Raw genomic sequence first — 21,026 nt, 5'->3', positions numbered from 1 at the left:
CACGGTACCGCCGTCCTCCCCCTCGGGCACCGCATTTACGACAGGTTCAGCGACTGCCTGAGGAACGCCAGTTCGTACTCCCACAGGCCGTCGACGGCGCCCATGTGCGAGGCGCCGGGCAGCGGCAGGACGGTGTGCGGGCGGCCCGCCGCGAGCAGGGCGGCGGACAGTTTCATGGTGTGCACCGGCAGGACGTTGTCGTCGACCAGGCCGTGGATCAGCAGCAGCGGGACGCGCAGGTTCGGGGCGTCGTCGATCAGCGACGACTGGGCGTACATCCGCGGGTTCTCGGCCGGCAGGCCCAGGGTCTTCTCCTGCCAGTGCGAGCTGTAGAGCAGCATGTCGGTGACCGGCGCCCCGGCGATGCCGGCGTGGAAGACGTCCGGGCGGCGCAGTACGGCCAGCGCGGCCAGGTAGCCGCCGGCCGACCAGCCGCGGATGCCGACCTTCGACAGGTCCAGGTCGTAGTGCTCGGCGGCTGCCTGGAGGGCGTCGACCTGGTCCTGCAGGCGCGGCGCCGGGTGGTCGTCGCCGCGGGACCGGTCCCAAGTCGGGCCACGACCGGGCGTGCCCCGGCCGTCCGCGATGACCACGGCGAAGCCCTGGTCGGCGAACCACTGCGACGCCCAGTAACGGGACCGGGCGGCGACGGCCCGCTGCGCGGCCCGGCCGCCATAGGGGTCCATCAGCACCGGCAGCGGGCCGCCGGTGTAGCCGGTCGGCAGCAGCACCGCGGTACGGATCCGGCGCTCACCGAGCCAGTGCAGCCGCGGACGCGGAATGATCGACGGGGTCGCCGCGAACCCGGCCAGCGGGCGGCCGTTGACCGTCACGGTCTCGCCGGTCGGGGTGCGCGCGTCGACGACCGTCGTCCCACCGGCGAGCCGGCCGTCGTGCAGACCGTCCTCGGTGGTCACCTGCCGCAACGCCGTCGGCGACCAGGTCCACAGGTGCCGGACCGCCGGGTCCTCGAAGGCGGTGAACAGCACCGAGTCGCCGTCGATCGACAGCACCCGGTCGATCTGCAGGCCGGGCGGGGTCACCGGGACGCCGTCGACCGTCAGGCGGCGGGTGTCGCCCTCCTCGACGGTCCACAGCAGGGCGCCCGACGCGGTGTGGGCGGGTACACCGGAGACGATCGTGGTCCAGTCCGCGGCGGTGTCCTCGCGCAGCACCGTGGTGCGGCCGGTGGCCGGGTCGGCGGACAGGATCCGCATCGCGGTCTGCGGGCGGTTCTGGACCGTCACCAGCAGGGCGGTCCGGTCCCAGGTCACCCGGGTGACGTATTCGAACGCCTTACGGTCCCAGTCGATCTCGGTACGGCCACCGTCCAGGCCGAGCACGTGCAGGCTGACGTCGGCGTTCGGGGTGCCGGCGGCCGGGTATCGCAGGGCGGTCGGCGGGCGCTCCGGGTGGGCCGGGTCACTGATGTACCACACCTGGACGGGGCTGTTGTCGACCCGGGCGGCGACCAGCGAACGGCCGTCGGGCGCCCACCAGTAGCCCTGGAACCGGTCCATCGACTCGGACGCCTCGTGCTCCGGCAGACCCCAGGTGACCTCGGGGCCGTCCGGTTCGGCCAGGGCCCGGTCGTCCTTGCCGTCGCGGCTGATCACCCGCAGTTCGTCGTCGTGGACGTAGGCGATCCAGTTACCGGTCGGGTCGATGCGTGCCTCGGCGACCGGCTCCCGCGCGCCGACCTCGGTGACCCGACCGGCGGACACGTCGGCCACGAACAACCTCATGTCGAGGGTGAACACGATCGTCCGTACCTCCGCGTCGGTGTGGAAGACGCTGATCCCCGCGGACCTGTCGCGGGCCCGCTCACGCCGCGCCCGTTCCCGCTCGGACATCGGTCCGGCGTCGGTGGCGCCCAGCGCCGCCGCGTCGGCGAGCAGCTTCTCCTCGCCGGTCGCGACGTCGTGGAGCCACAGGCCGGCGACCGGATCCTCGCCGCCGGGCGTGCGCAGGAAGACCACGCGGGAGCCGTCCGGCGAGATCACGAGGTTACGGGCCAGACCGAGTGTGAACCCCTGGGTGCGGGCGACTTGCCCGGGAAAGGTCGACGTCATCCGAATACTGTGCCGCAAGTGAGGCCAGCAGTGTGAGCTTGTCGGCGGCTTCACTTCCGGCGTCCGGGTGGTAAACCACGAGCATGATTCCGTCGGTGCCGCTGACCAGCAGTTTCTCCCGGTTGAGGGTGAGTTCGCCGACCTGTGGATGATGGAATGAGAGGACCGCTCCGGCCCGTGGGCGCACGTCGTGGCGGGCCCACAGTCTCCGGAAGAGCGGGCTGGCGAGGGAGAGTTCGCCGACGAGTTCGATGAAGCGCGGATCGTCGGTGTCGGTGCCGACCGCCTCGCGGAATCCGGCGACCAGGTAGGCGCAGGCCGTCTCCCAGTTCGGGAAGAGCGCCCGTTCGGCCTCGTCGAGGAAGACGTCCCGCAGCCGGTTACCGCCGGGGACGAGTCGTGGTGACAGGGCCGTCGCGAGCGGGTTGGCGGCGAGGACGTCGAGGCAGCGGCCCTCGACGAACGCCGGCAGCGGCAGGGTGGCGACGAGTTTCGCGGTGCCCGGCGGCAGGGTCTCCCGGTGGGTGCGCCGTCGGCGCGGTTTCGGTCCGGCCAGGCCGATCAGGTAGGCGCGGGTGTCGTCGTCGAGGCGCAGCACCCGGGCCAGGGCCTCCAGGACCTGCAACGACGGGTTGAGGTCGCGGCCGCGTTCCAGTCGCAGGTAGTAGTCGGCGCTGATGCCGGCGAGCATGGCGACCTCCTCGCGGCGCAGACCGGCGACCCGGCGCACGCCGGTGACCGGGATCCCGGCCTCCTCGGGGGTGACCAGTTCGCGGCGGGCCTGCAGGAAGGCGCCCAGTTCGGATGGCATGCCACCACGGTAGGTCGCGACGGCCCGGACAGAGGGGGTCCTGTCAGGGCTCTGGCTGTGTCGTCGCGGCCGCCGGATCGTGATCGCCATGACACAGCGTGTTCTCGTCACCGGTGGTTCAGGTTTCATCGCCGGTCACTGCATCCGGGTTCTTCAAGATCAAGGCTTTGCGGTACGGGCGACCGCCCGCTCCCCTCGGCCGGGTTTCGTGCACGCCGACCTGCTGTCCGACGACGGTTGGAAGGCCGCCGCGGCGGGCTGCGACTACGTGCTGCACGTGGCGTCGCCGGTGCGGCCCGGGCACGTCGCGAACGAGGACGACCTGATCGTCCCGGCCCGGGAGGGCACGCTGCGGGTACTGCGGGCGGCGGCCGACGCCGGGGTGAAGCGGGTGGTGCTGACGTCGGCGTTCCATGCGGTCGGGTTCGGTCATCCGCACACCTCGCACGTGTTCACCGAGGACGACTGGTCGGTGATGAACGGGCCGGGGATGGACGCCTACGGCCGTAGCAAGGTTCTGGCCGAGCGGGCGGCCTGGGAGTTCGCCGCCCGGGAGGGCCTGGAGCTGACCACGATGCTGCCGGTCGCGGTGATGGGCCCGGTGTCCGGCGGTTCGGTGTCGGGTGCCAACCACATCGTGCAGCGGATGCTCGCCGGTGAGATGCCCGGTTTCCCGGACCTGCACATCCCGATCGTCGACGTGCGGGACGTGGCGAGCGCCCACGTGGCGGCGATGACCGCCGCCGGTGCCGCCGGCGAGCGGTTCCTGCTGGCCAGTGGCCCGGTGACGCCGATGCGGGAGATCGGTGCGGTGCTGCGCTCGCACCTGGGCGCGGCGGCGTCGAAGGTACCGACCCGCGATCTGCCGAACATGGTCGTCCGCCTGGGTGCGGTGTTCAATCCGCAGTTGCGGGCGTTCGCGGGCGAACTCGGCTACGCCAAGCAGATCTCCAACGCCAAGGCGCGACGGATCCTCGGCTGGACACCGAGGCCTTCCACCGAAGCGATCATCGCCGCCGGCGAAAGCCTCGCGGTACGGCCGACCGCCCCGTCCGCGCGAAAAACGCGGTGATGCCGTCCCGCCTCTCTTCTACCGTGAGCCGGATGGCCATCGAACTGATAACCCGTTTCACGGTCGACGACCGTCAGCTGAGCGCATTGCACTCCCGGGCGTTCGGCGCGGATCCGGCGGTCGTGCAGCCCTGGTCGCAGCGGTGGCTGCACGTCGACTTCGAACCCCACCTGGCGAGGTTCTACCTCGAGGGCTGCGGTTTCCAGCCGACCCGGGCCGGCCTCGTCCGGCTCACCTGAGGGGAGCCGGGACGTCGGCGAACGTCGCGGGCACCGACAGGGTCCGGGCTCTCGCCGCCGGCCAGAAGAGGACGAACGCCCGGCCCACGAGGCGGTCCTCCGGGACGGTGCCGTCGGCGGCGTCGAGGTGTTCCCGCGAGTCGCCGGAGGCGCTGCGATGGTCGCCGAGGACGAAGACGCGGCCCGCACCGACGGTCACGTCGAAGGTCTTGTCGGACGGGGCGTCCCCCGGGTACAGGTAGTCCTCGTCGAGAGCCTGCCCGTTCACGGTGATCCGCCGGTCCTTGTCGCAGCAGACGACACGGTCGCCGGCCACACCGATGACGCGCTTGATGTAGTCCTGCCCGGGGACGGCCGACCACTCCGACGGCGGCACGAAGACCACGACCTCACCACGGCCGGGTGGCTGGAACCAGTAGGCCGTCTTGTTGACCAGGACCTTGTCGTCGAGAAGCAGCGTCCGCTCCATGGACGACGACGGGATGTAGAACGTCTGGAGGAGAAACGTCCGAACCGTGGTCGCGACCACCACGGCCACGACGATCAGGACTAGGTACTCGATCCAGCGCGCCCGGCTGGTCTTGGGGGCATCGGTGCTTGTGGACACCAGCGGCACACTACAACGTGGAGTCCATCTCGAAATCGTCGAGGAAACGCCATCCGGGATGGTCGCGATGCAGAAGCTCGAGGTGTCCGTTCCAGTCGGCGGAGGTCAGGCGCTGCGCCGGTTCGACGGTCGTCACGCCGTCCGTCCGGCTGAACCCCCAGCTGAACCCGGTGATGGCGGAGACCACCCGCGTCTCGCCTTCGAAATCCTTGATGTAGCTCAGGAAGCTGTGGCAGAGCCAATCGAGATCTTCGTTGGTACGGCGGCCGGGCGCGTCGAACAGAGTCGGTGTGATGCCGAAGAAGCCGAACGGATGGGCCACCGCGCCGACGAACATGAGGGGGTCCATCTCGAACGCTTTCCCGTGGCTGTCGTTGTCGGTCGAACGAACCATCTGGATCCAGCCCAGGAGGCCGTGGTAGCCGCGGCCCGGAAACTCGACGGCGGCCCGGCAGTGCGGCAGGCCGACCGCGCCCGGCGAGGCACCCAGCTCGGTCGGGTCGCGGGTGACCTCGACGGTGACCTCGATGACACCCGGCAGGCCACGCAGCGAGAACGGTAAATGCATGAGGGGACCCTATCGCGGCGCGTCGACGTGCCGATTTGGCGCACGCGTCCACCCACGAGCATGATCTTGGCAAATCGGGGTGCACGGGGAGGCAGTGGGTTGGCGACACGGAAGACTTCGGTCACCGAGGTGCCGTACGACGAACGCGGGAATCTGCTGTTCTACGTCGAACGTGACGGCGGCTACTCCTACCTGGAAGACAATCGGTACCGGCAGGTGCCGTACACCATGCGGCCCAACGTCACCTTCGAGGCGACCCTGACCATCGACTCGATGCGCACCGGGCAGTCCGCGAAGTATCTGATCTGGCGTGACACCGACGGCCATCACTACCCGATGTTCATCACCGACCTGACGGCCATGCTGCCGCTGGTGGACATACGTCGCGGGGTCGTCTCCGGCACGTGGATCGTGCGCAAGAAGGGTCAGAACTACGGCATCGCTCTGGCTTAGGAGATCGACTGTGCCCTCTCTCGCCGACATCCGCGCCGCGCTGCGCGCCAAGACGGCCGTCGAACCGCCCGCGCCGTGGCGCGACCGGCCCATGCGGACCGGCGGGATCACCGCGGTCGGTTTCGCACCCGGCTCCGATCTGCTGGTCGTGCTCTCGCACAACGGTGTCGGCGTGATCGACCCGTTCACCGCGCGGACGATCGCCCGCAGCGACGAGGACGACACCTATGGCGACCACTATCCGGTCGCGGTGGCCGGGATCGGGCCGGTCGCCGGTATGCGGATCCCCCTCGCCGGGCTCTGGGGCGGCGGGCTGCGGACCTTCACTCCGGACAGGTGGCGGGTCGCGGTGATCGCCCCCGACTGGCCCGGCGAGAAGGTCGCCCTGATCCCACCGGGCGCCGCCGACCCGGCCGACGACCCGGAGTCCGCCCTGATCATCCACGACGACGATCCGATCCGGGCGGCCGGCTTCTCCGACTCGGGCCGCGTCCTGGTGGTGGCCACGTCCAGACTCTCGCTATGGACCCGGGACTAGAACCTCGACGTCGCCACCCTGCACCGGCTGGTCGGTGGATGGCAGGTCCGCGAGACCGGTCAGTCCCAGAAACATTCGAGCTCGTCGGTGGTTTCGAGGGCTTCGGTGCCGACGCAGAATGCGAGCGCGTCGGCGCGGAGCGCGTCGTCGATCTCCGGCGCCCAGATGGTCTCCAGGGAGATCCGGTAGTCCTCCCGGTCGGGGCTGATCGCGTATCCCTGGGCGTGGGTGCCCGGGTGGTCGCAGACGAACTGGAAGATGTCCCAGGCGGATGGTGCGAGGTTCTGCCGGTCGTCCGGGTCGAGCCACTCTCCGTCGAGTAGTTCGGCCAGCCCGGCGGCGTCCATCGGGCCGAAGAATCCGGCACCGCCGGTGAAGGTCTCGCCGTTGCCCAGCAGATCGAGGAAGGGCAGCAGGCGATCGCGGGCGGCGGCGTCGCGATTGTACGGGAACGGGTCCCGGGCGACCGGCCGCTCGGCGTCGCACAGGGCCGGCCGGGCCGGGGCGCTGGTGTGGACGGTCGTGCCCGCGGGGTCAGCGGCCACCACCGCCGGGCCGGCTGCGGGCACGGCCGGGCCCATCGCGTTGGAGACGGCGACGGCGGCCAGCCCGCAGGCGATCGCGACGACGACGGAGACGGCGAGGTGGGTGGAGCGGCGCACCGGACGAGTATGCCGGTCGATGATCAACTACCGCGACCCCGGGAGATCGGCGCCGAACGGTTGATCGACGGCCGGGACCGCCGGGGCCGGGACGACGGGGAACGTCACGCCGGTGAGGCTCTCCGAGACGGTCCACAGACGCTGCTGGACGGCCACCTCGTACGAATCCGGGCTGGAGGTGACCAGCCGGGGGTGTCCCTTGATCTGGTTGCGTCCGCCGGGACCGTAGTACTGACCGCCGAGCGCGGCGGGGTCGGTGGCGGCGCGCAGGGTCGGTAGTGCACCCATGGCCGGAGTCTGGGTGATCAGCGGTGCGAGCCATCCGATCGGGAGGCGGAGGGCGGTCGGGGTGTTGCGGGCGAGTTCGGTGCTGGAGATGCCGGGGTGGGCCGCGAGCGCGACGGTGGTGCCGTGTGTGGCGAGTCGTCGTTGCAGCTCGTAGGTGAACATCAGGTTGGCGAGTTTCGACTGGCCGTAGGCGGACACCCGACTGTAGGACCGTTGCCACTGCAGGTCGTCGAAGTGGATCGCGGCCCGGATGCGGTGGCCGGTGCTGCTGACCGTCACCACCCGCGAGCCGGGTACCGGGAGCATCATGTCCAGCAGCAGGCCGGTGAGTGCGAAGTGCCCGAGGTGGTTGGTGCCGAACTGCATCTCGAAGCCGTCGCGGGTGGTCTGTTTCGGGGTGTACATGACGCCGGCGTTGTTGATCAGCAGGTCGATGTGGTCGAGCCGGGACCGCAGGGTGGCCGCTGCGGTTCGGATGGAGTCGAGGGAGGTGAGGTCCAGCGGCTGCACGGTCACGTCGCCGTTCATGCGGGCCGCCGCCTGACGTCCTTTCGTGACGTCGCGTACGGCCAGCACCACTGACGCCCCGCGGTCGGCGAGTGCCTTGGCCGTCTCGTACCCCAATCCGGTGTTGGCTCCGGTGACGACGGCGACGCGGCCGCGCTGGTCGGGAATGTCGGCTGTGGTCCACTTCTCGGTCATGTCAGGATCTCCGCCCACTAAAGTACCGAAGGTATCTTGCATGGACGACTCTAAAGTACCCGCGGTACGTTGTCAACGTACCGCGGGTACTTAAGTTAGGCTGGTGATCGTGACTTTCCAGCGGGCACGAACCGAGGAGCAGCGGGAGATCCGCCGGCAGGCGATCCTCGACACCGCATCGACGATGCTCGACGAGATGCCGGTGGCCGCGGTCACCCTGAACGAACTCAGCCGCCGGGTGGGCCTGGCCAAGCCGAACGTGCTGCGCTACTTCGAGTCCCGCGAGGCGGTGCTGCTCGAACTGCTGGATCAGTTCCTGCAGGACTGGCTGGCGGCACTGGACGCCGAACTGGCCGCCGGAGTCGACGAGACGCTGCCGATGGCCGGGCGCGCGACAGCGGTCGCGGAGATCCTGGGCCGCTCGCTCTCCGGCCGTGTGGTGCTGTGCGACCTCTTCGGCGCCCAGGGCGGCGTCCTGGAACACAACGTCTCGGTCGAGGTCGTCACCCGCTACAAGCGCACCTCGCTGCAACGCCTGGCGACGATGACCGCCCTGCTCCAGAAGCATCTGCCGGAGCTCGGCGCGAACGCGACGCTGTTCTGTCTGCAGGCCATGGTCATGGCCGGGGCACTGTCGGCGTACAGCACTCCCCCGCCCAGCCTGCGGGCGGCCTACGAGGCCGAGCCCGACCTGGCGCGCTTCCACCTGGAGTTGAAGGACTCGCTGGAGCAGGCCCTGACCGCGACCCTGCTGGGCGTACTGCCCCGCTCATGATCCGCCGATGAATTGGGATGCGTTCGAGACTGCGTGGCACGACAGCGGATGCCGGGCTCTGGCGAGCCTGGCCGACTCCCATCCGGACGAAAACCTGTATGCCGCGGCTTTCCACCTCTTCTACAGCGACGGTACGACGATCCTGTCCCCGGCGTTCGCCGCCAACGCCGACTCCGCGGTACACGATCGGGACGGATATTCGACGCGGTTCGTCGCGCCGGAGTGGCGATGGGATGTCCTGGCCGCGGCGAGTGACGCGATGTGGCCCTGGTATCAGCGCATGTCCGAGGAGTCGCCGGACGACACCGCGCACGACGCCGCCATGGCCCGGGTCTGCAAGGCCATGACGGCGACCGCCCGGCAGGGCCGGATCCATGACTCGCTGCCGGCCGGGTTCGTCGTGGTCATCCTCGACGGTCAACGAGGAGACGAGGAGGCCGACCTCATTCGCGCGAGCGTCGACCATCGGGTGTTGGCGTCGGTGCCCGGGCTGGCCGAACATCTGCGGGAGATCGCACCCGCCCGCTAATCGACAGGTGGCGAGATCAGATAGACGACGCCTGAGATGACCATGACCAGGCCGATCAGCATGAATCCGCCGCCGACGACGAATCTCGCCAGGGCGAATCCCGACTTGAAGCGATCGGAGTTCCGGTAGTCCGCTGCGGTTCCGGTCTCGCCGGCCATCCACCGGTTCAGGCGGTTCTCGGAGATCTGCTTGGCGTGTTCGTCGGCGACGCCGAAGAGGTTGGCGATCCAGATGAGCCCGACAAAGCCGATGAGCAGGCCGACGCCGATGAGAGCGAGCCCCCTGGATACGAACAACGGCATAGCAGCTCCCCCAAGCACCGATCCGCAGAACGCCAGAGTAGCGACGTACGCCAATCGACTCCCGGACCGGCGCCGATCAGGTCCGGCCGGCGGAGAGCAGTTCGAGGGTGTCGTGATGGCCGCCGGCAGAGGCCCACTCGATCGCGGTGCGCCCGGACCCGTCGTCTTCGCGCAGATCAGGGTCGGCGCCACCGGCCAGCAACTCCCGGACGACCGCGACATGTCCCCAGCACGCCGCGGCACACAGCGGCAGCCCCTCGTCGCCGGTCCCGCTTTCGACGTTCGGATCCGCCCCGGCGGCGACCAGCGTTCGCACGTTGTCCGCCCGGTCCTGGACACTGGCCCGGTACAGCGGGGTGGTCCCGTCCGGTCCGGCCGCGTTCGGGTCGGCACCCTTGCGCAACAGCCGGGCCACTCGCCCGACCTCGCCCCAGGCCGCGGCCTCCACCAGCCGCTGCTGCATCTTCTTTCGGCGACGCCACTTCACGGCCCCACCGTACGGGAGGCCTGCCCTAAACTGCGGTGATCATCTATGTGGGGGGGCGGGATCGGTGGGCGCGAAGACGGCACTGCTCGCTTTCGCTGAGGGCGATCTGCGCCCGACTCTGCGGGAGGCGGTCCGATCCGACCCGACGGTGGTCCTCGAACGGGTGCGTGAGCTGCATCCCGAGTACGAGGTGACACCGGTGGGCGACGGTTCCCTCGGTGATTACAGCCATCCACCGGACGACACCGGCTACGCGACGATCCTGCCCGGCGCCGAACTGTACTGCGACCGCCGGCTCGTCTGGGATCCGCCGTCGCAGATCCCGGCCCCGCTGCTGCGGGCCGCAGCGGGCCGACGGATCATCATGCACGGGATGCATTCGGTCTCCGATCGGCTGAGCTTCGCGGTGTGGGAGAACGGCGAGCTCGTCCGTGCGCTGAGCATGGCACCGGACGGCGGCATCGGAGAGAACATCGGCGAGCCGTACGACTTCGAACTGCCCTTCTGGGCCGGCGAACATCCGGTCGAGCCGGTCTTCTCCGAAGATCCCTATCCGCTGCCCTTTCACCCGCTCGATCTGGGCGAGGAGGTGCTCCGCGCGTTCTTCGGTTTCATCCTCGAGGGCGTTCCCGGTGACGTCGATCCGTTCGACGTTCCGCTGCACGGCTTCCGGATCGCCGACCCGACCGGTCGGGAACAGGCCGAACGTGAGTCGAGAATGGAAGAGATCTGGAAGCTCATGAAGCCGCCGCGCCGCTACACCTCGGCGCCGGACGGCTCGTTCCGCGAGATCACCGACGGCACGCGCTGACGCCACAGACGTTGACAATATCGGCGGGCACGCCGAAGCCGTCAACGTCGCCCTGCCCAACGGCCGGCACTGGTGGTGTCGCGCGCCCACGGCCGTTGGGACGGCGCCGACATTCCACCCCCACCCCGCTGTCGAAGACGCTGGGCAGGCTCGGCAGCGGATCGCTCTATCGCAGCCTGAAGATCGAATTAGAAGGAGGCATAGCCCTCACCCTCTACTCTCGAATGGAGGCGCTGAGGGGAGTCGTCATGACTGCGATCATTGCATTGACCGGGGCGATCATCGGTGCTGTTGTCGGAACCATCGCCACCTACCTGACGTCGCGCTCCAACATGAGACTGACGCTCGAGCACTCGTATGATCAAACCATGCAGGGCAAGAGGCTGGAACGCTACCAGGAACTTTTTCATGTCTCTAGACGCTTGCCCCGCTATTGGCCGCCGACGGAAGAGCAGCCAAAGCGAACCGATTTGCAGCAATACATTGAAGAGTTTCACGACTGGTATTTCAGTGAGAATGCGGGAGGGATGTTCCTAACTCCAGCCTCGATGGATATCTATATGAAACTCTTGAACGCGCTCGCCGAAGCCGCTTTCAAGGATGAATCCGTGCCTGACGGTCAGGCTGGACCAACATTGTCGGACGCCGAGTCACAGACCCTGCGGCACCTGGCTGCCGAGCTCCGACGTCAGCTCGCTCAAGATGTCGGAGCAGCAAATCCACCCCGCCTGCGATGGACACGCCCGAACCCGCAACCCCCACTACCGAGCATCAGCAGTCGACGATAGAGCTGACCGCATCCCCTTCGCCTGAGATCCCGTTCGGCGATCACCATCCGACGCGTCAGGATCACAGTCCGGCCGCACCCACACGCGATCTACGTCCGCGTCAGCGAGACCGATCCACTAACCACGCCCGCATGGCTTTGTGCGTTTGCGCGGGGCCTAGCGCGAATATCGTGAGTGATGATCGGTCGCGGTGGCGCCACGATTCGGGCGACGCTCTCGCGACGGGTGTCGACTACTACGTGAACCTTGTTCGCGCCGAACTGCCTTTTCGATGGGATGAGAACGCGTGACCCGTACCGGATATGTGGCGAACGCCGGCCGGGATGAGACCTGGACGTGCGCGCCCGCGCCGGCCGATGTTCTTGAATTTCATCGGGCTCTGCCCGGTTATGCGCCGACCCGGCTGGTCGACCTTGCGGAAACGGCCCGGCAATACGGCGTGGCGCGATTGTTCGCCAAGGACGAGTCGGCGCGGCTCGGGTTGCCGGCGTTCAAGGCGCTCGGCGCGTCGTGGGCGATCCATCGGGCGCTACAGAAGGTCACCGATCGGCCGGTGACCATCGTGACCGCGACTGACGGTAATCATGGGCGGGCGGTGGCGCGGTTCGCGCGGGAGTTCGGGCAGCGGGCGGAGATCTTCGTGCCGGACGGGGTGCATCCGGCCGCGATCCAGGCGATCCGCGACGAAGGTGCGGCGGTCACCCGGGTCTCGGGCGACTACGACGCGGCGGTTGCGGCGGCGGCGAACGCGCGGCGTGGGCTGTTGATTCAGGACACCGCTTGGGAGGGGTACGAGGAGACGCCCGGCTGGATCGTCGACGGTTACTCCACGCTGTTCCGGGAGATCGACGATCAGTTGGGTGAATCGCCCGACCTCGTGATCGTCCCGGCCGGGGTCGGTTCGTTGTTGCAGGCGGCGCTGGTCCACTACCGCAGCCGCCCGTCGGCGACGCGGGTGGTCAGTGTGGAGCCGACGGTGGCGGCGTGCGTGTCGGCGAGTGTCGCCGCCGGTCGGCCGGTGACCGTCGAGACGGGTGCGACGAGCATGGCCGGCCTGAACTGCGGGACCGTGTCGGCGCTGGCCTGGCCGTACATCCGGGCTGGTCTTGATGGTTGTGTGACCGTCGAGGACGCCGCGGTGGCCGAGGCCGCACGGGCGCTGGCCGCGCGGGGTGTCGACGCCGGGCCGTGCGGTGCGGCGCCGCTGGCCGCGCTCGCCGCGGTGGCCCCGCTGGAGGCGACGGTGGTCCTGCTGGTGACCGAGGGCGCGGCCGCCAATCCGGCCGGTGGGGACTCAGGCTTTGCGGAGTAACAGGTAGCCCTGGGGGAAGGACTCGGACTCCCCGGGTGGCCGGCTGCCCTGGAAGACCACGCCGAAACCGGCGCTGACCGCTAACTCGGTCATCTCCCGTGCCGACAACCAGTAGGAGTCGAACTCCACTCCGAGACCGGCCGACCATCCGCTGCGCCGATGCCGGCCGTCGCCGTCCTTGAACGCGGTCACCAGGTACCCGCCCGGTTTCAAGACACGGGCGAGTTCGGCGAACGCGGGGGTACGGTCCACCGGCGCCAGGAAGATCAGCGAGTTCCAGCACACCGCACCGGCCAATGAGGCGTCCACGAAGGGCAGGTGACGCAGGTCGGCCACCTCGGACGGGAACGCCGGATGGTCACGCCGGGCGACCTCGATCATGCCCGGAGCCAGGTCGACGCCGCGCGGCGAAAGGCCGGCGCAGTTCTTCGGTCGAGGGGTCCACGGCCGCAGACCCTAGTCGATGTCGGTGTAGCGGACGGCCAGTGCGGTGGCGCGGTCGCGGAGGGCGGTGCGTAGCGCGGGTGGGGTGAGTGCCTCGGCGTCCGGGCCGAGTTGCCACAGGGCCCAGACGGCGTGGCGCAGGTCCTGGAAGGTGACCTCCAGCCGTAGTCGGCCGCCGGGTTCGGATTGTTCCGCTCGGACGGCGACCGCGTTGGTCAGCAGCTCTTCGCGGCGGGCCGGTTCGACGCTGACCTGGACGGCGACGTGGTCGTCGGACAGGAACCGGGCGCAGCGGTCGCGCCAGGCCCGGTCCAGGTCGACCCGGGTCGGGCGCCGAGCCGGTTCGGACAGTTCCTCGGCGGCCAGCATGCGGGAGAGACGGTACGTGCGGTCCGCACCGTCTCTGGTGGCCAGCAGGTAGATCCGGTCGCGGACGGTGACCAGCCCGATCGGGTCGACGGTGCGCCATCGGGGTGGGCCGCCGGTCGCGGCGTAGTGGATCCGGAGCCGGTGTCCGGCCAGGACCGCGCGCCGGACCTCGCTCATCGTGGTGTCCGGTACCTCGTCGACGACCGGGCGGCGCGACAGCAGGTCGGTTTCGGGTTCGACGAGGAACCGTCGGGCGGCGTCGTCCGCGGTGCTCCGGTGGGTCTCCGGGAGCGCGTCGACGACCTTGCGCATCGCTGAGGCCAGCGCCGGGCCGAGCCCGAACGCCTCCCCCGACCCGGCGGTCAGCAGGGCGAGGGTCTCGTCGTGGTTGAGCCCGGTCAGTTCGGTCCGGAAGCCGGGGAGCAGTGCGAACCCGCCGTGCCGGCCGCGCTCGGCGTAGACCGGGACACCGGCGGCGGAGAGGGCCTCGATGTCGCGCAGCACCGTCCGGGTCGACACTTCCAGCTCGGCGGCCAGCACGTCCGCGGTCAGCCGGCCGCGCCGGCGCAGCAGGAGCACCAGGGAGACCAGCCGGTCCGCGCGCATGCTCGCCACGTTATCGGAATACATGACAGGAGGTGTCGTGATTTCCCGGCAGGCTCGGTTCGTACGAGGTCGACAGAGGAACGGAGCCGAAGTGGCAGTGCAACGAGTGGCGGTCAACCCGTGGCCGTGGTCGGTGGAGCTGGGATTCAACCAGGGTGAGGTGGTCTCCGGGCCTCACCGGACCCTGTATTGCTCGGGTCAGACGGCGATGGACGCCGACGGCAAGCCGCAACACGACGGGGACATCGCCGGGCAGCTGACGTCGAGCCTGGCCAACCTGGAGGCGGTGCTCGCCGCGGCCGGGATGTCGCTGGCGAACGTGGTTCGGCTCAACGTCTACACCACCGACGTGGACGCGCTGTTCGCGCACTACGGGGTGCTGGCCGGGCGGTTGGGTGCGGCCGGGGTGGCACCGGCGACCACGATGCTGGGCGTGACCCGGCTGGCGGTCCCGGGCCAGATGATCGAGCTGGAGGCGACGGCCGTCGACTGAGGTGGACGCAGCTCGATACGGTGCCGCTCATGTTCAACCATCAGCCTGACGACTACGCCTGTCCGTTCTGCCGTCTCATCGCCGGTCTCGACGATCTGCGGAAGGTCAACGATCCGCGGGATGTGGTCCGGCGGACCGAGCTGGCCACGGCGTTCGTGTCGCCGCGCTGGTGGCCGAACAATCACGGTCACGTGCTGGTGGTGCCGAACGCCCATCAGGAGAACATCTACGACCTTCAGCCGGAGTACGGGCATGCGGTCCACGATCTGGTGCGTGAGGTGGCGATCGGGATCCGCAACACGTACGGCTGTGATGGCACGTCGGTGCGGCAGCACAACGAGCCGGCCGGGTATCAGGATGTCTGGCACTATCACGTGCACGTCTTTCCCCGGTATCACGGGGATGAGCTTTATCGGTCGGCGGCGCTGGGTGACTTCACGACGGTCGAGGAGCGCCTGACATATTCGGAACGGCTGCGCGCCTTCTTCTCGGAAGGGGGCGCGTAGCCGTACCGTCAAAGGGTCGGAATGACCAGGAAATCGGTGACGAAACCGCAGACCGTGCCGTCCGCGGCGTATCCGACGAAGGTCGGATAGACCCCGTCGCCCCAGCCGGAGGCGACGGTGATGACGTTCGCGCCGGTGGTCTCGTCGACGACGCCGTCGATCGGGGCCGGGCCGGACGGGATCCGCGCCGGGATGTAGACCTCCTCCAGCTGGTCGTAGTCCCAGTCGGCCAGGATGGTGACGGCGGACAGGTCGGCGAGGGTGCCGACGCCGGCGTCGACCGGATAGCCGAAATAGCCGTCGGCGTCGAGGACGCCGACGTCCTGGCCCTCGTTGAGGGCCATCTCCCATCGCACGGCAGGCTGATCAGTCACGGTCAGAGCCAATGCGGCGGTACGGTGGTCCGGCGCTGCTCCGTCCTGGCTGATCACGGCCACCCAGGCGGTCAGCGGATAGCGGCCCGGGGCGATGGTGGCGGTGAACGCCTCGGCACCGGCCGCGCAGGTGAGCGGGTCACAGGCGGTGATCTCGCCGGTCGGGGCGACGACGGTGCCGACCGGCAGGCGCTCGATCACGTAGGCGATGCCGTCGGCCTCGAACCGTGCCCCTTCGGTCAGGATCGCGGCGAGATCAGGCGAATACGGCACACATCCTCCAGCCCTCGGCTACCGAGATCATGTTCCCACGCCGGGGGCCCGCAATCGCCGTCCGGCACTGATCCGTGAGAATGGGCGCGTGGCCGAGCAGTACATCACGGCGTACGCCGTCGACCCGTCCCAGGTGGGCCCGACCGGCACCCCGGTCGGCGAGGCGATCCTGCCGGGCCGGCACTGGCATGAGCTGGCCGCGGCGTTCCGGAGTTGGGGGCTGCCCGCGCTGGCCGACCTGTGGTCGCGGCCCTGGCCCGACCCGGACACCGACCCGTGGCCGTTCCCGATGTACGCCGACCCGGACCAGGTGGTCCGCATCGACGCCGAGTTGGCCGATTTCGATCCGGACCGCATCCTGGCGGACCACGACCTGCTCCCGGGCGGCGACGACGACGCGGAGGAGGCGCACTGGCTGGTCAGCGAGAGACTGCCGGAGTGGATCACCGCCGCCCGCGCCGCCGGCGGTGGCCTCTATCTGGTGCGCGACGGCGCGAAATAGCTCAGCGAAGGCCGAGGAGTGTGGCGATCACGCCACCAGAACCACGGCAACGACATGCCGACCATCAGGAATCGGATCGATCCGTTCTGCAGAGACAGCGCCGCCGCCATGACGAGCCGACAGGCCCGGCCGGCGCCACCATCGCGCGCCACTACCTCATCGGTCGGGAAAGCCACACCTCGATGGCATTGGAGTAGCTTTCGGCCGGCAGAATTTCGGCTCGGGCAGCGAAGGCCTCCAGAAGACGCAAGGTATTCGGCCCTGCCGCAGGGTTGACCCGCCGCTCCTGCACGACGAAGGGCTCAACGGCCGCCCAGACCTGGATCACCCGGAAACGCAGCGTGGAGAGTATCGCCCTCTCGTCTACGACACCCAGCCGGACGAGGTCACCCAAATGCTGAAACAGGTAACAGACGCTGTACACATGGCTTCGGGCCTCCGCGGGCAGACCTGCGATTCCACGCCCGGAATCCTGGTCCGCCAACTCCGTGCACACATAGTTGTAGCTCCTCCAGAATTCTTCTGATCGGAATTCACCGAGCAGCAGATCCATTGATGGAATGGTGTTCGCGTGTTTCTGCATCGAGTTCTGCGTGATCGCGAGGCGCGCGGATACCACGACTGCGACGAGAGACACCAGAAGAGCCACCAAGCCGACTAGATCCATGCAATACACAGTAAAAGGGACAAGCAAGCCACCGAGACCTGCCCCACTTGCCGACAACCAATCAGCCTGATCCGCCGCCGCCAGCGGTACTGCACTCCCGCCTGGCGCGCGCCAGGCGTCAATCAGGTCGATCTTCATTGAGATCCGAGTCGGATCGGTGGCCGATACCATCGTCATCCGCACGAATCGCAGCTACAGCGACGGCCAATTCCATCCCCGGATCGCCGACCCCCTCGCGCCTCGAACGGCCTGACGGCCAGGTCGTGAAGCCGTCGTCGAGCCATCTCGGAACGACGTGAAAGTGCAGATGGGCGACGGATTGCTCGGATCCGGGACCGCTGGCGTTCAACACGTTCACCCCTGCCGCACCGAGCCCCTGCGCCATGCCGCGGGCGACTCGCTGCACCAGCGCCATCGTCGCTGTCAGCCCCGCGGCACTCACGTCCTGTACACCCACCGCGTGTTCGGTCGGGACCACCAGGGTGTGGCCGGGCGCCAACGCAGACCGCGGAAGCGTGAGGAAGGCTGCGGCGCCCTCCTCACGTGCTATCCACGTCGCCGGGCCGTCAGCGGCAAGCAGCTCACAGAAGATGCATGGCATACACGACATCATGAGCCCCGACAAGATCCACCCGCCGGCCATAATTGTCCTCGATCTTCATCGATCCGGTTCGCGGCTGTGATCCGTATTCTGTAGAGCCGAGGTACGTATCCCGGCGGGCGGAGGCACGATGGCTGACCAGCGGGGCGAACCATCCTCGGATCGAGGGCGCCCTGACGTGGTGCTGCGTTTCCTGCCGACGACCGGGCCGCAGACCCGACCGGTTCCGATCGAGTCGGGTGGTGAGCAGCCGGTGGCCGGGCGGCGGGCCGGCGCCCCCGTGGGCGGGTCGCGGCTGGCCGGTCGGGCGACGCTGGCCCGGTTGCGGGGTGCGCTGAACGAACCGACCGCGCCGCAGCCGATCGTCAAACCGTCGACACCGGCCGACGTGGGCCGGGTCACGCTCGTCTATGAGCAGGTCCGCAAGCCGTGGCGGCTGTGGGTGTTCACGGCGATGCTGGTGTCGCTGACCGTCGGGGTGCTGCTGGGCCAGGCCGAGGCCTACCGGTCGACGCCGCCGCGGGTGGTGCCGACCGTCGCGGACGCGGTGCAGCCGTCCGGGGCGGCGCCGTTGACCGCTCCGCTGGGTGCGACCCGGCAGCGGCGGCTGGAGATCACCGGCCCGGCGACCATAATGCGTATCCGCACCGCACAGCTGGGCGAAGGGCTGTACCACATCACCGGGTTCGATCCGAACGTCTCGCCCGCGGTCACCGAGAACAGCGACGGTACGGTGCTCGCGCTCACGCCGGGGACCGGAGCCGAGGTGGTGCTCAACTCGGCGGTGGCGTGGACGGTGAAGCTGACCGGCGGCGCCGGCGAGCTCGACGTCGACTCACGGGCCGGCGGCCTCGCGGGTGTCGAGTCGACCGCGGCGGTGTCACGCGGTCTGCTGCAGCTGGCCAAGCCGAAGGGCTCGGTTCCGCTGAACATCACCGGGCCGATCGGTGACCTGACGGTACGCACCGAGGCGGGCGCGCTGGTGCGGGTCCGGGCGGGTCAGGGTGCCGGCCAGGCCGTCATCGGCGGCAAGACCCGGCGGGACGTCAAGAACGGGGCGACCCTGCAGGAGACCGGCTGGCGGGCCGCCACCGGCAGGTACGACATCCGGCTCACCGCGAGGGTGAACACCATCGTGGTCGACCATCCGCCGACGGCGGCGCCGTCGACGGGTGTAGTGCCGTCGACGGGTGCGGTGCCATCGGCGACACCGTCCGGCCGCTGACGCCGTTCCGGACGTCAGCGGCCGATGCGGTCAAGAACCGGTGCCGAACGGGTTGTTGATCAGGTACCGCCACTGTCCGTCGGGTCCGCGGCGCAGGACGTCGGCGGCGACACCGTTCAGGTCGACGGGATGTCCCTGCCGTGCGGTGCCACGCATCGACCAGTCGACGATGGACAGGGCGATGTCACCGGCGATGTAGAGCTGCCTGCTCTCGGCGGTCATCGGGACACCGAAACCGAGAAGATGCGCGTACGCGGCCCGACGATCGGCCGTAGTCGTCAACGGGACTCCGGGGCGTGGGACCAGGACCGCCCCCGGTTCGTAGAGCCGGTCCATCACGTCGGCTGATCCGGTGGCGAAGGCAGCCACGTAGGCGGCCACATGTCCGTCGACGTCGGTGGGCTGGGCGGACTCCGGAGGGGTCGGGCCGGGCCCGTGAGCATGCTGGCTGAAGTCGGTCATGCCTTACCAGAATAACCCGGTGACGTCGCCCGACCGGCCCGGTGTGCTCGATCGTTCATGAGCGCACCGGGCCGGCCGTCCCCTCGGTCAGGTCCTTCGGCGTGTCAGCGCTGCCGGGTCAGCAGGCCGGGCCGCCACGGCAGCTGGTCGTAGGCGCCGCCGGCGCTGGGGTTCTTGCCCTGGTAGAGAAGTTGCAGGTTGCACGGGTCGATGGTCTTGGTCTGGTCCGGGTTGGTGCGGACCAGGTCGCCGTGGCTGATGTCGTTGGTCCAGGTGGCGCCGCTGTTGGCCTTGCCCGCGAACGGGTTGCTCTCGGTGGCGGCCTGCGGCGTCCAGGTGCCGTTGAGACTGGTGGCGGTGAAGGAGCGGAAGTAGCGGCCGTTGGCGCCGATGGCTTCGACGATCATCAGGTACTGGTTCTGGCCCTGCACCTTGTAGACCTCGGGTGCTTCGAACAGGTTGTTCCTGGTGTCGCTCATGATCGTGGTGTACGAGGAGCCGAAGTTGCCGGGGAAGTTCCCGAGCGGCATGCTCGCGCGGTAGATCTTGCCGTTGTCACCGGCGAAGAACAGGTACATGTTCTGCCCGTCGGCGATCAGGGTCTGGTCGATCGGTCCGGTGCCGGAGTCGGAGATGCTGCCGGTGAACAGCGGCTGCGGCGCGGACCAGCCGTTCGGGTTGGTCGGGTCGCTGGAGGTGCGGTAGATGAACGGCCAGGCGCCCCACTGGTAGGCCAGCACCCAGATGTTCTTCGGGGCGAAGTAGAGCAGGGTGGGGGCGACGGCGCCCTGGCTCATCCCGTTCTGGGCGGTGCCGGCCATCTCGGACCAGTCGGTGAACGGGGTGAAGTTCATCGAGCCGTATGAGGAGCCGTTCACGTTCGAGGCGTAGACCAGGTGTTTACCGTTGTGGACGACGTTGGTGAAGTCCTTGAGCGAGACCCACCCGTTCTTCGGGTTCGCCAGTACGCCGCTGGACGACCACCGGTAGCTCGACGGCAGTGTGCAGGTGCCGCCGGGGGTGGACGGTGACGGGCTCGACGGTGCCGGGCTCGACGGTGAGCTGGGCACCGGTGCTCCGGTGCACGCCACGCCGTTGAGGCTGAACGCCGACGGGACCGGGTTGCTGCCGGTCCACGAGCCGGTGAAACCGAACGACACCGAGCCGTTGGTCGGCACCGAGCCGTTGTAGGCCACGTTGGCCGCGGTCACCGTCGTGCCGCTCTGGCTCACCGTGGCGTTCCACGCCTGGCCGACCTTCTGGCCGGCGCCATACGACCAGGTCAGTGTCCACGCCGACAGCGGGTCGCCGAGGTTGGTCAGTGCCACGTCGGCGTTGAAGCCGCCCTGCCACTGCGATGACACGGTGTACTTCACCGAGCAGCCGGCCGCGGCGGCGCCCGCGGGCAGGGCCACGGCGATCGCCGCCGAGGCGGCCACCAGGGCGGCCGACGCCAAGCCGGCCCGCAGCATTCGAGATCTGGTCATG

The 21,026-nt window shown here is 69.1% G+C and carries 27 protein-coding genes and 1 pseudogene; 13 read left to right on the top strand and 15 right to left on the bottom strand.

Translation table 11 applies throughout. The annotated features are described in order from the left end of the window. Positions 1 to 35: 35 nt before the first annotated feature. Positions 36 to 2,072: a S9 family peptidase gene (locus Q0Z83_RS13880; protein WP_317794308.1), complete on the bottom strand. Its 2,037-nt coding sequence runs from the start codon at positions 2,070 to 2,072 to the stop codon at positions 36 to 38. Continuing rightward, positions 2,008 to 2,883: a helix-turn-helix domain-containing protein gene (locus tag Q0Z83_RS13875; RefSeq protein WP_317794307.1), complete on the bottom strand. Its 876-nt coding sequence runs from the start codon at positions 2,881 to 2,883 to the stop codon at positions 2,008 to 2,010. The genes Q0Z83_RS13880 and Q0Z83_RS13875 overlap by 65 nt, the downstream gene beginning before the upstream one ends. 88 nt (positions 2,884 to 2,971) lie before the next feature. Here Q0Z83_RS13875 and Q0Z83_RS13870 point away from each other — a divergent pair, with 88 nt between their 5' ends. Both Q0Z83_RS13870 and Q0Z83_RS13865 read left to right on the top strand, forming a co-directional pair. After that, positions 2,972 to 3,955 carry an NAD-dependent epimerase/dehydratase family protein gene (locus Q0Z83_RS13870; protein WP_317794306.1) on the top strand — a complete coding sequence of 328 codons (984 nt, stop codon included), beginning with the start codon at positions 2,972 to 2,974 and terminating at the stop codon, positions 3,953 to 3,955. A gap of 32 nt (positions 3,956 to 3,987) precedes the next feature. Next, the gene (locus Q0Z83_RS13865) at positions 3,988 to 4,194 is read left to right on the top strand and encodes a hypothetical protein (RefSeq protein WP_317794305.1); all 207 of its coding nucleotides are present in this window, start codon (positions 3,988 to 3,990) and stop codon (positions 4,192 to 4,194) included. Here Q0Z83_RS13865 and lepB read toward each other — a convergent pair. Together lepB and Q0Z83_RS13855 are read right to left on the bottom strand one after the other, a co-directional pair. Then, positions 4,187 to 4,804 (bottom strand): signal peptidase I, encoded by a 618-nt coding sequence (lepB, locus tag Q0Z83_RS13860; protein ID WP_317797074.1) that lies wholly within the window; start codon positions 4,802 to 4,804, stop codon positions 4,187 to 4,189. The two genes, Q0Z83_RS13865 and lepB, sit on opposite strands and share 8 nt — an antisense overlap. Before the next feature lie 7 nt (positions 4,805 to 4,811). Further along, on the bottom strand, positions 4,812 to 5,369 hold the full coding sequence (locus Q0Z83_RS13855) for a hypothetical protein (RefSeq protein ID WP_317794304.1): 558 nt from the start codon (positions 5,367 to 5,369) through the stop codon (positions 4,812 to 4,814). 99 nt (positions 5,370 to 5,468) lie between these two features. On the opposite strand from Q0Z83_RS13855, the gene Q0Z83_RS13850 reads away from it, so the two are divergent. Next, positions 5,469 to 5,822: a hypothetical protein gene (locus tag Q0Z83_RS13850; protein WP_317794303.1), complete on the top strand. Its 354-nt coding sequence runs from the start codon at positions 5,469 to 5,471 to the stop codon at positions 5,820 to 5,822. Between the two features lie 10 nt (positions 5,823 to 5,832). Continuing rightward, positions 5,833 to 6,360 (top strand): hypothetical protein, encoded by a 528-nt coding sequence (locus tag Q0Z83_RS13845; RefSeq protein WP_317794302.1) that lies wholly within the window; start codon positions 5,833 to 5,835, stop codon positions 6,358 to 6,360. Positions 6,361 to 6,419: 59 nt separating this feature from the next. Here Q0Z83_RS13845 and Q0Z83_RS13840 read toward each other — a convergent pair whose 3' ends face one another. Together Q0Z83_RS13840 and Q0Z83_RS13835 are read right to left on the bottom strand one after the other, a co-directional pair. Next, positions 6,420 to 7,022: a hypothetical protein gene (locus tag Q0Z83_RS13840; RefSeq protein WP_317794301.1), complete on the bottom strand. Its 603-nt coding sequence runs from the start codon at positions 7,020 to 7,022 to the stop codon at positions 6,420 to 6,422. A 27-nt stretch (positions 7,023 to 7,049) separates the two neighbouring features. After that, positions 7,050 to 8,012 (bottom strand): SDR family NAD(P)-dependent oxidoreductase, encoded by a 963-nt coding sequence (locus Q0Z83_RS13835; RefSeq protein WP_317794300.1) that lies wholly within the window; start codon positions 8,010 to 8,012, stop codon positions 7,050 to 7,052. 109 nt (positions 8,013 to 8,121) lie between these two features. Here Q0Z83_RS13835 and Q0Z83_RS13830 point away from each other — a divergent pair, with 109 nt between their 5' ends. Further along, positions 8,122 to 8,787 carry a TetR/AcrR family transcriptional regulator gene (locus tag Q0Z83_RS13830; RefSeq protein ID WP_317794299.1) on the top strand — a complete coding sequence of 222 codons (666 nt, stop codon included), beginning with the start codon at positions 8,122 to 8,124 and terminating at the stop codon, positions 8,785 to 8,787. Positions 8,788 to 8,794: 7 nt separating this feature from the next. Continuing rightward, entirely contained in the window at positions 8,795 to 9,316 is a 522-nt protein-coding gene (locus tag Q0Z83_RS13825; RefSeq protein ID WP_317794298.1) for a DUF4303 domain-containing protein, read from the top strand. On the opposite strand, the gene Q0Z83_RS13820 is transcribed toward Q0Z83_RS13825, so the two are convergent. Both Q0Z83_RS13820 and Q0Z83_RS13815 read right to left on the bottom strand, forming a co-directional pair. Next, complete coding sequence (locus tag Q0Z83_RS13820) at positions 9,313 to 9,672, bottom strand: hypothetical protein (RefSeq protein WP_317794297.1); 360 nt, start codon at positions 9,670 to 9,672, stop codon at positions 9,313 to 9,315. The genes Q0Z83_RS13825 and Q0Z83_RS13820 overlap by 4 nt on opposite strands. A 22-nt stretch (positions 9,673 to 9,694) precedes the next feature. After that, the gene (locus Q0Z83_RS13815; RefSeq protein ID WP_317794296.1) at positions 9,695 to 10,105 is read right to left on the bottom strand and encodes an ankyrin repeat domain-containing protein; all 411 of its coding nucleotides are present in this window, start codon (positions 10,103 to 10,105) and stop codon (positions 9,695 to 9,697) included. A 64-nt stretch (positions 10,106 to 10,169) separates the two neighbouring features. Between Q0Z83_RS13815 and Q0Z83_RS13810 the strand changes: the two genes are divergently transcribed. The 3 genes from Q0Z83_RS13810 to Q0Z83_RS13800 all read left to right on the top strand — a co-directional run bounded on the left by Q0Z83_RS13810 (position 10,170) and on the right by Q0Z83_RS13800 (position 13,016). Next, on the top strand, positions 10,170 to 10,916 hold the full coding sequence (locus tag Q0Z83_RS13810) for a DUF6928 family protein (protein ID WP_317794295.1): 747 nt from the start codon (positions 10,170 to 10,172) through the stop codon (positions 10,914 to 10,916). Between the two features lie 248 nt (positions 10,917 to 11,164). After that, positions 11,165 to 11,704: a hypothetical protein gene (locus Q0Z83_RS13805; protein ID WP_317794294.1), complete on the top strand. Its 540-nt coding sequence runs from the start codon at positions 11,165 to 11,167 to the stop codon at positions 11,702 to 11,704. Between the two features lie 286 nt (positions 11,705 to 11,990). Then, on the top strand, positions 11,991 to 13,016 hold the full coding sequence (locus tag Q0Z83_RS13800) for a pyridoxal-phosphate dependent enzyme (protein ID WP_317794293.1): 1,026 nt from the start codon (positions 11,991 to 11,993) through the stop codon (positions 13,014 to 13,016). Here Q0Z83_RS13800 and Q0Z83_RS13795 read toward each other — a convergent pair. Together Q0Z83_RS13795 and Q0Z83_RS13790 are read right to left on the bottom strand one after the other, a co-directional pair. Beyond that, a pseudogene (locus Q0Z83_RS13795) lies at positions 12,999 to 13,433 on the bottom strand (class I SAM-dependent methyltransferase); the annotation flags it as partial. The gene Q0Z83_RS13800 and the pseudogene Q0Z83_RS13795 sit on opposite strands and share 18 nt — an antisense overlap. A 39-nt stretch (positions 13,434 to 13,472) precedes the next feature. Continuing rightward, the gene (locus tag Q0Z83_RS13790; RefSeq protein WP_317794292.1) at positions 13,473 to 14,435 is read right to left on the bottom strand and encodes a helix-turn-helix transcriptional regulator; all 963 of its coding nucleotides are present in this window, start codon (positions 14,433 to 14,435) and stop codon (positions 13,473 to 13,475) included. 91 nt (positions 14,436 to 14,526) lie between these two features. On the opposite strand from Q0Z83_RS13790, the gene Q0Z83_RS13785 reads away from it, so the two are divergent. Further along, a complete protein-coding gene (locus tag Q0Z83_RS13785) occupies positions 14,527 to 14,928 on the top strand; it encodes a RidA family protein (RefSeq protein ID WP_317794291.1) in 402 nt (133 codons plus the stop codon). 29 nt (positions 14,929 to 14,957) lie between these two features. Further along, positions 14,958 to 15,434, top strand: a complete 477-nt coding sequence (locus tag Q0Z83_RS13780; RefSeq protein WP_317794290.1) for an HIT family protein — start codon at positions 14,958 to 14,960, stop codon at positions 15,432 to 15,434. 8 nt (positions 15,435 to 15,442) lie between these two features. Here Q0Z83_RS13780 and Q0Z83_RS13775 read toward each other — a convergent pair whose 3' ends face one another. Continuing rightward, positions 15,443 to 16,081, bottom strand: a complete 639-nt coding sequence (locus Q0Z83_RS13775) for a DUF4241 domain-containing protein (RefSeq protein ID WP_317794289.1) — start codon at positions 16,079 to 16,081, stop codon at positions 15,443 to 15,445. An 88-nt stretch (positions 16,082 to 16,169) separates the two neighbouring features. Between Q0Z83_RS13775 and Q0Z83_RS13770 the strand changes: the two genes are divergently transcribed. After that, entirely contained in the window at positions 16,170 to 16,583 is a 414-nt protein-coding gene (locus Q0Z83_RS13770; protein ID WP_317794288.1) for a hypothetical protein, read from the top strand. Between the two features lie 151 nt (positions 16,584 to 16,734). Here the strand turns inward: Q0Z83_RS13770 and Q0Z83_RS13765 are convergent, their stop codons facing one another. Further along, positions 16,735 to 17,388, bottom strand: a complete 654-nt coding sequence (locus Q0Z83_RS13765; protein WP_317794287.1) for a DUF4760 domain-containing protein — start codon at positions 17,386 to 17,388, stop codon at positions 16,735 to 16,737. After that, positions 17,369 to 17,851, bottom strand: a complete 483-nt coding sequence (locus Q0Z83_RS13760) for an HIT family protein (protein ID WP_317794286.1) — start codon at positions 17,849 to 17,851, stop codon at positions 17,369 to 17,371. Before Q0Z83_RS13760 ends, Q0Z83_RS13765 begins: the two co-directional genes overlap by 20 nt. A 130-nt stretch (positions 17,852 to 17,981) precedes the next feature. Here Q0Z83_RS13760 and Q0Z83_RS13755 point away from each other — a divergent pair, with 130 nt between their 5' ends. Further along, positions 17,982 to 19,076, top strand: coding sequence for a hypothetical protein (locus tag Q0Z83_RS13755; protein WP_317794285.1), 1,095 nt, complete (start codon positions 17,982 to 17,984; stop codon positions 19,074 to 19,076). Positions 19,077 to 19,106: 30 nt separating this feature from the next. On the opposite strand, the gene Q0Z83_RS13750 is transcribed toward Q0Z83_RS13755, so the two are convergent. Beyond that, positions 19,107 to 19,538 carry a YybH family protein gene (locus Q0Z83_RS13750; RefSeq protein ID WP_317794284.1) on the bottom strand — a complete coding sequence of 144 codons (432 nt, stop codon included), beginning with the start codon at positions 19,536 to 19,538 and terminating at the stop codon, positions 19,107 to 19,109. A 104-nt stretch (positions 19,539 to 19,642) separates the two neighbouring features. Further along, positions 19,643 to 21,025, bottom strand: a complete 1,383-nt coding sequence (locus tag Q0Z83_RS13745; RefSeq protein WP_317794283.1) for a non-reducing end alpha-L-arabinofuranosidase family hydrolase — start codon at positions 21,023 to 21,025, stop codon at positions 19,643 to 19,645. Position 21,026: the final 1 nt, after the last annotated feature.

The organism is Actinoplanes sichuanensis (genome assembly GCF_033097365.1).
Classification (GTDB): domain Bacteria; phylum Actinomycetota; class Actinomycetes; order Mycobacteriales; family Micromonosporaceae; genus Actinoplanes; species Actinoplanes sichuanensis.
This window is presented reverse-complemented; position numbering and strand designations above follow the sequence as displayed.

Excerpts from the sequence above, each read along its gene's own strand:
- Q0Z83_RS13880 (WP_317794308.1), bottom strand. The coding sequence starts at position 2,072 with ATGACGTCGACCTTTCCCGGGCAAGTCGCCCGCACCCAGGGGTTCACA.
- Q0Z83_RS13755 (WP_317794285.1), top strand. The coding sequence starts at position 17,982 with ATGGCTGACCAGCGGGGCGAACCATCCTCGGATCGAGGGCGCCCTGAC.
- Q0Z83_RS13875 (WP_317794307.1), bottom strand. The coding sequence starts at position 2,883 with ATGCCATCCGAACTGGGCGCCTTCCTGCAGGCCCGCCGCGAACTGGTC.
- Q0Z83_RS13750 (WP_317794284.1), bottom strand. The coding sequence starts at position 19,538 with ATGACCGACTTCAGCCAGCATGCTCACGGGCCCGGCCCGACCCCTCCG.
- Q0Z83_RS13805 (WP_317794294.1), top strand. The coding sequence starts at position 11,165 with ATGACTGCGATCATTGCATTGACCGGGGCGATCATCGGTGCTGTTGTC.
- Q0Z83_RS13745 (WP_317794283.1), bottom strand. The coding sequence starts at position 21,025 with ATGACCAGATCTCGAATGCTGCGGGCCGGCTTGGCGTCGGCCGCCCTG.
- Q0Z83_RS13825 (WP_317794298.1), top strand. The coding sequence starts at position 8,795 with ATGAATTGGGATGCGTTCGAGACTGCGTGGCACGACAGCGGATGCCGG.
- Q0Z83_RS13790 (WP_317794292.1), bottom strand. The coding sequence starts at position 14,435 with ATGCGCGCGGACCGGCTGGTCTCCCTGGTGCTCCTGCTGCGCCGGCGC.
- Q0Z83_RS13780 (WP_317794290.1), top strand. The coding sequence starts at position 14,958 with ATGTTCAACCATCAGCCTGACGACTACGCCTGTCCGTTCTGCCGTCTC.
- Q0Z83_RS13765 (WP_317794287.1), bottom strand. The coding sequence starts at position 17,388 with ATGAAGATCGACCTGATTGACGCCTGGCGCGCGCCAGGCGGGAGTGCA.
- Q0Z83_RS13760 (WP_317794286.1), bottom strand. The coding sequence starts at position 17,851 with ATGCCATGCATCTTCTGTGAGCTGCTTGCCGCTGACGGCCCGGCGACG.
- Q0Z83_RS13835 (WP_317794300.1), bottom strand. The coding sequence starts at position 8,012 with ATGACCGAGAAGTGGACCACAGCCGACATTCCCGACCAGCGCGGCCGC.
- Q0Z83_RS13865 (WP_317794305.1), top strand. The coding sequence starts at position 3,988 with ATGGCCATCGAACTGATAACCCGTTTCACGGTCGACGACCGTCAGCTG.
- Q0Z83_RS13870 (WP_317794306.1), top strand. The coding sequence starts at position 2,972 with ATGACACAGCGTGTTCTCGTCACCGGTGGTTCAGGTTTCATCGCCGGT.
- Q0Z83_RS13855 (WP_317794304.1), bottom strand. The coding sequence starts at position 5,369 with ATGCATTTACCGTTCTCGCTGCGTGGCCTGCCGGGTGTCATCGAGGTC.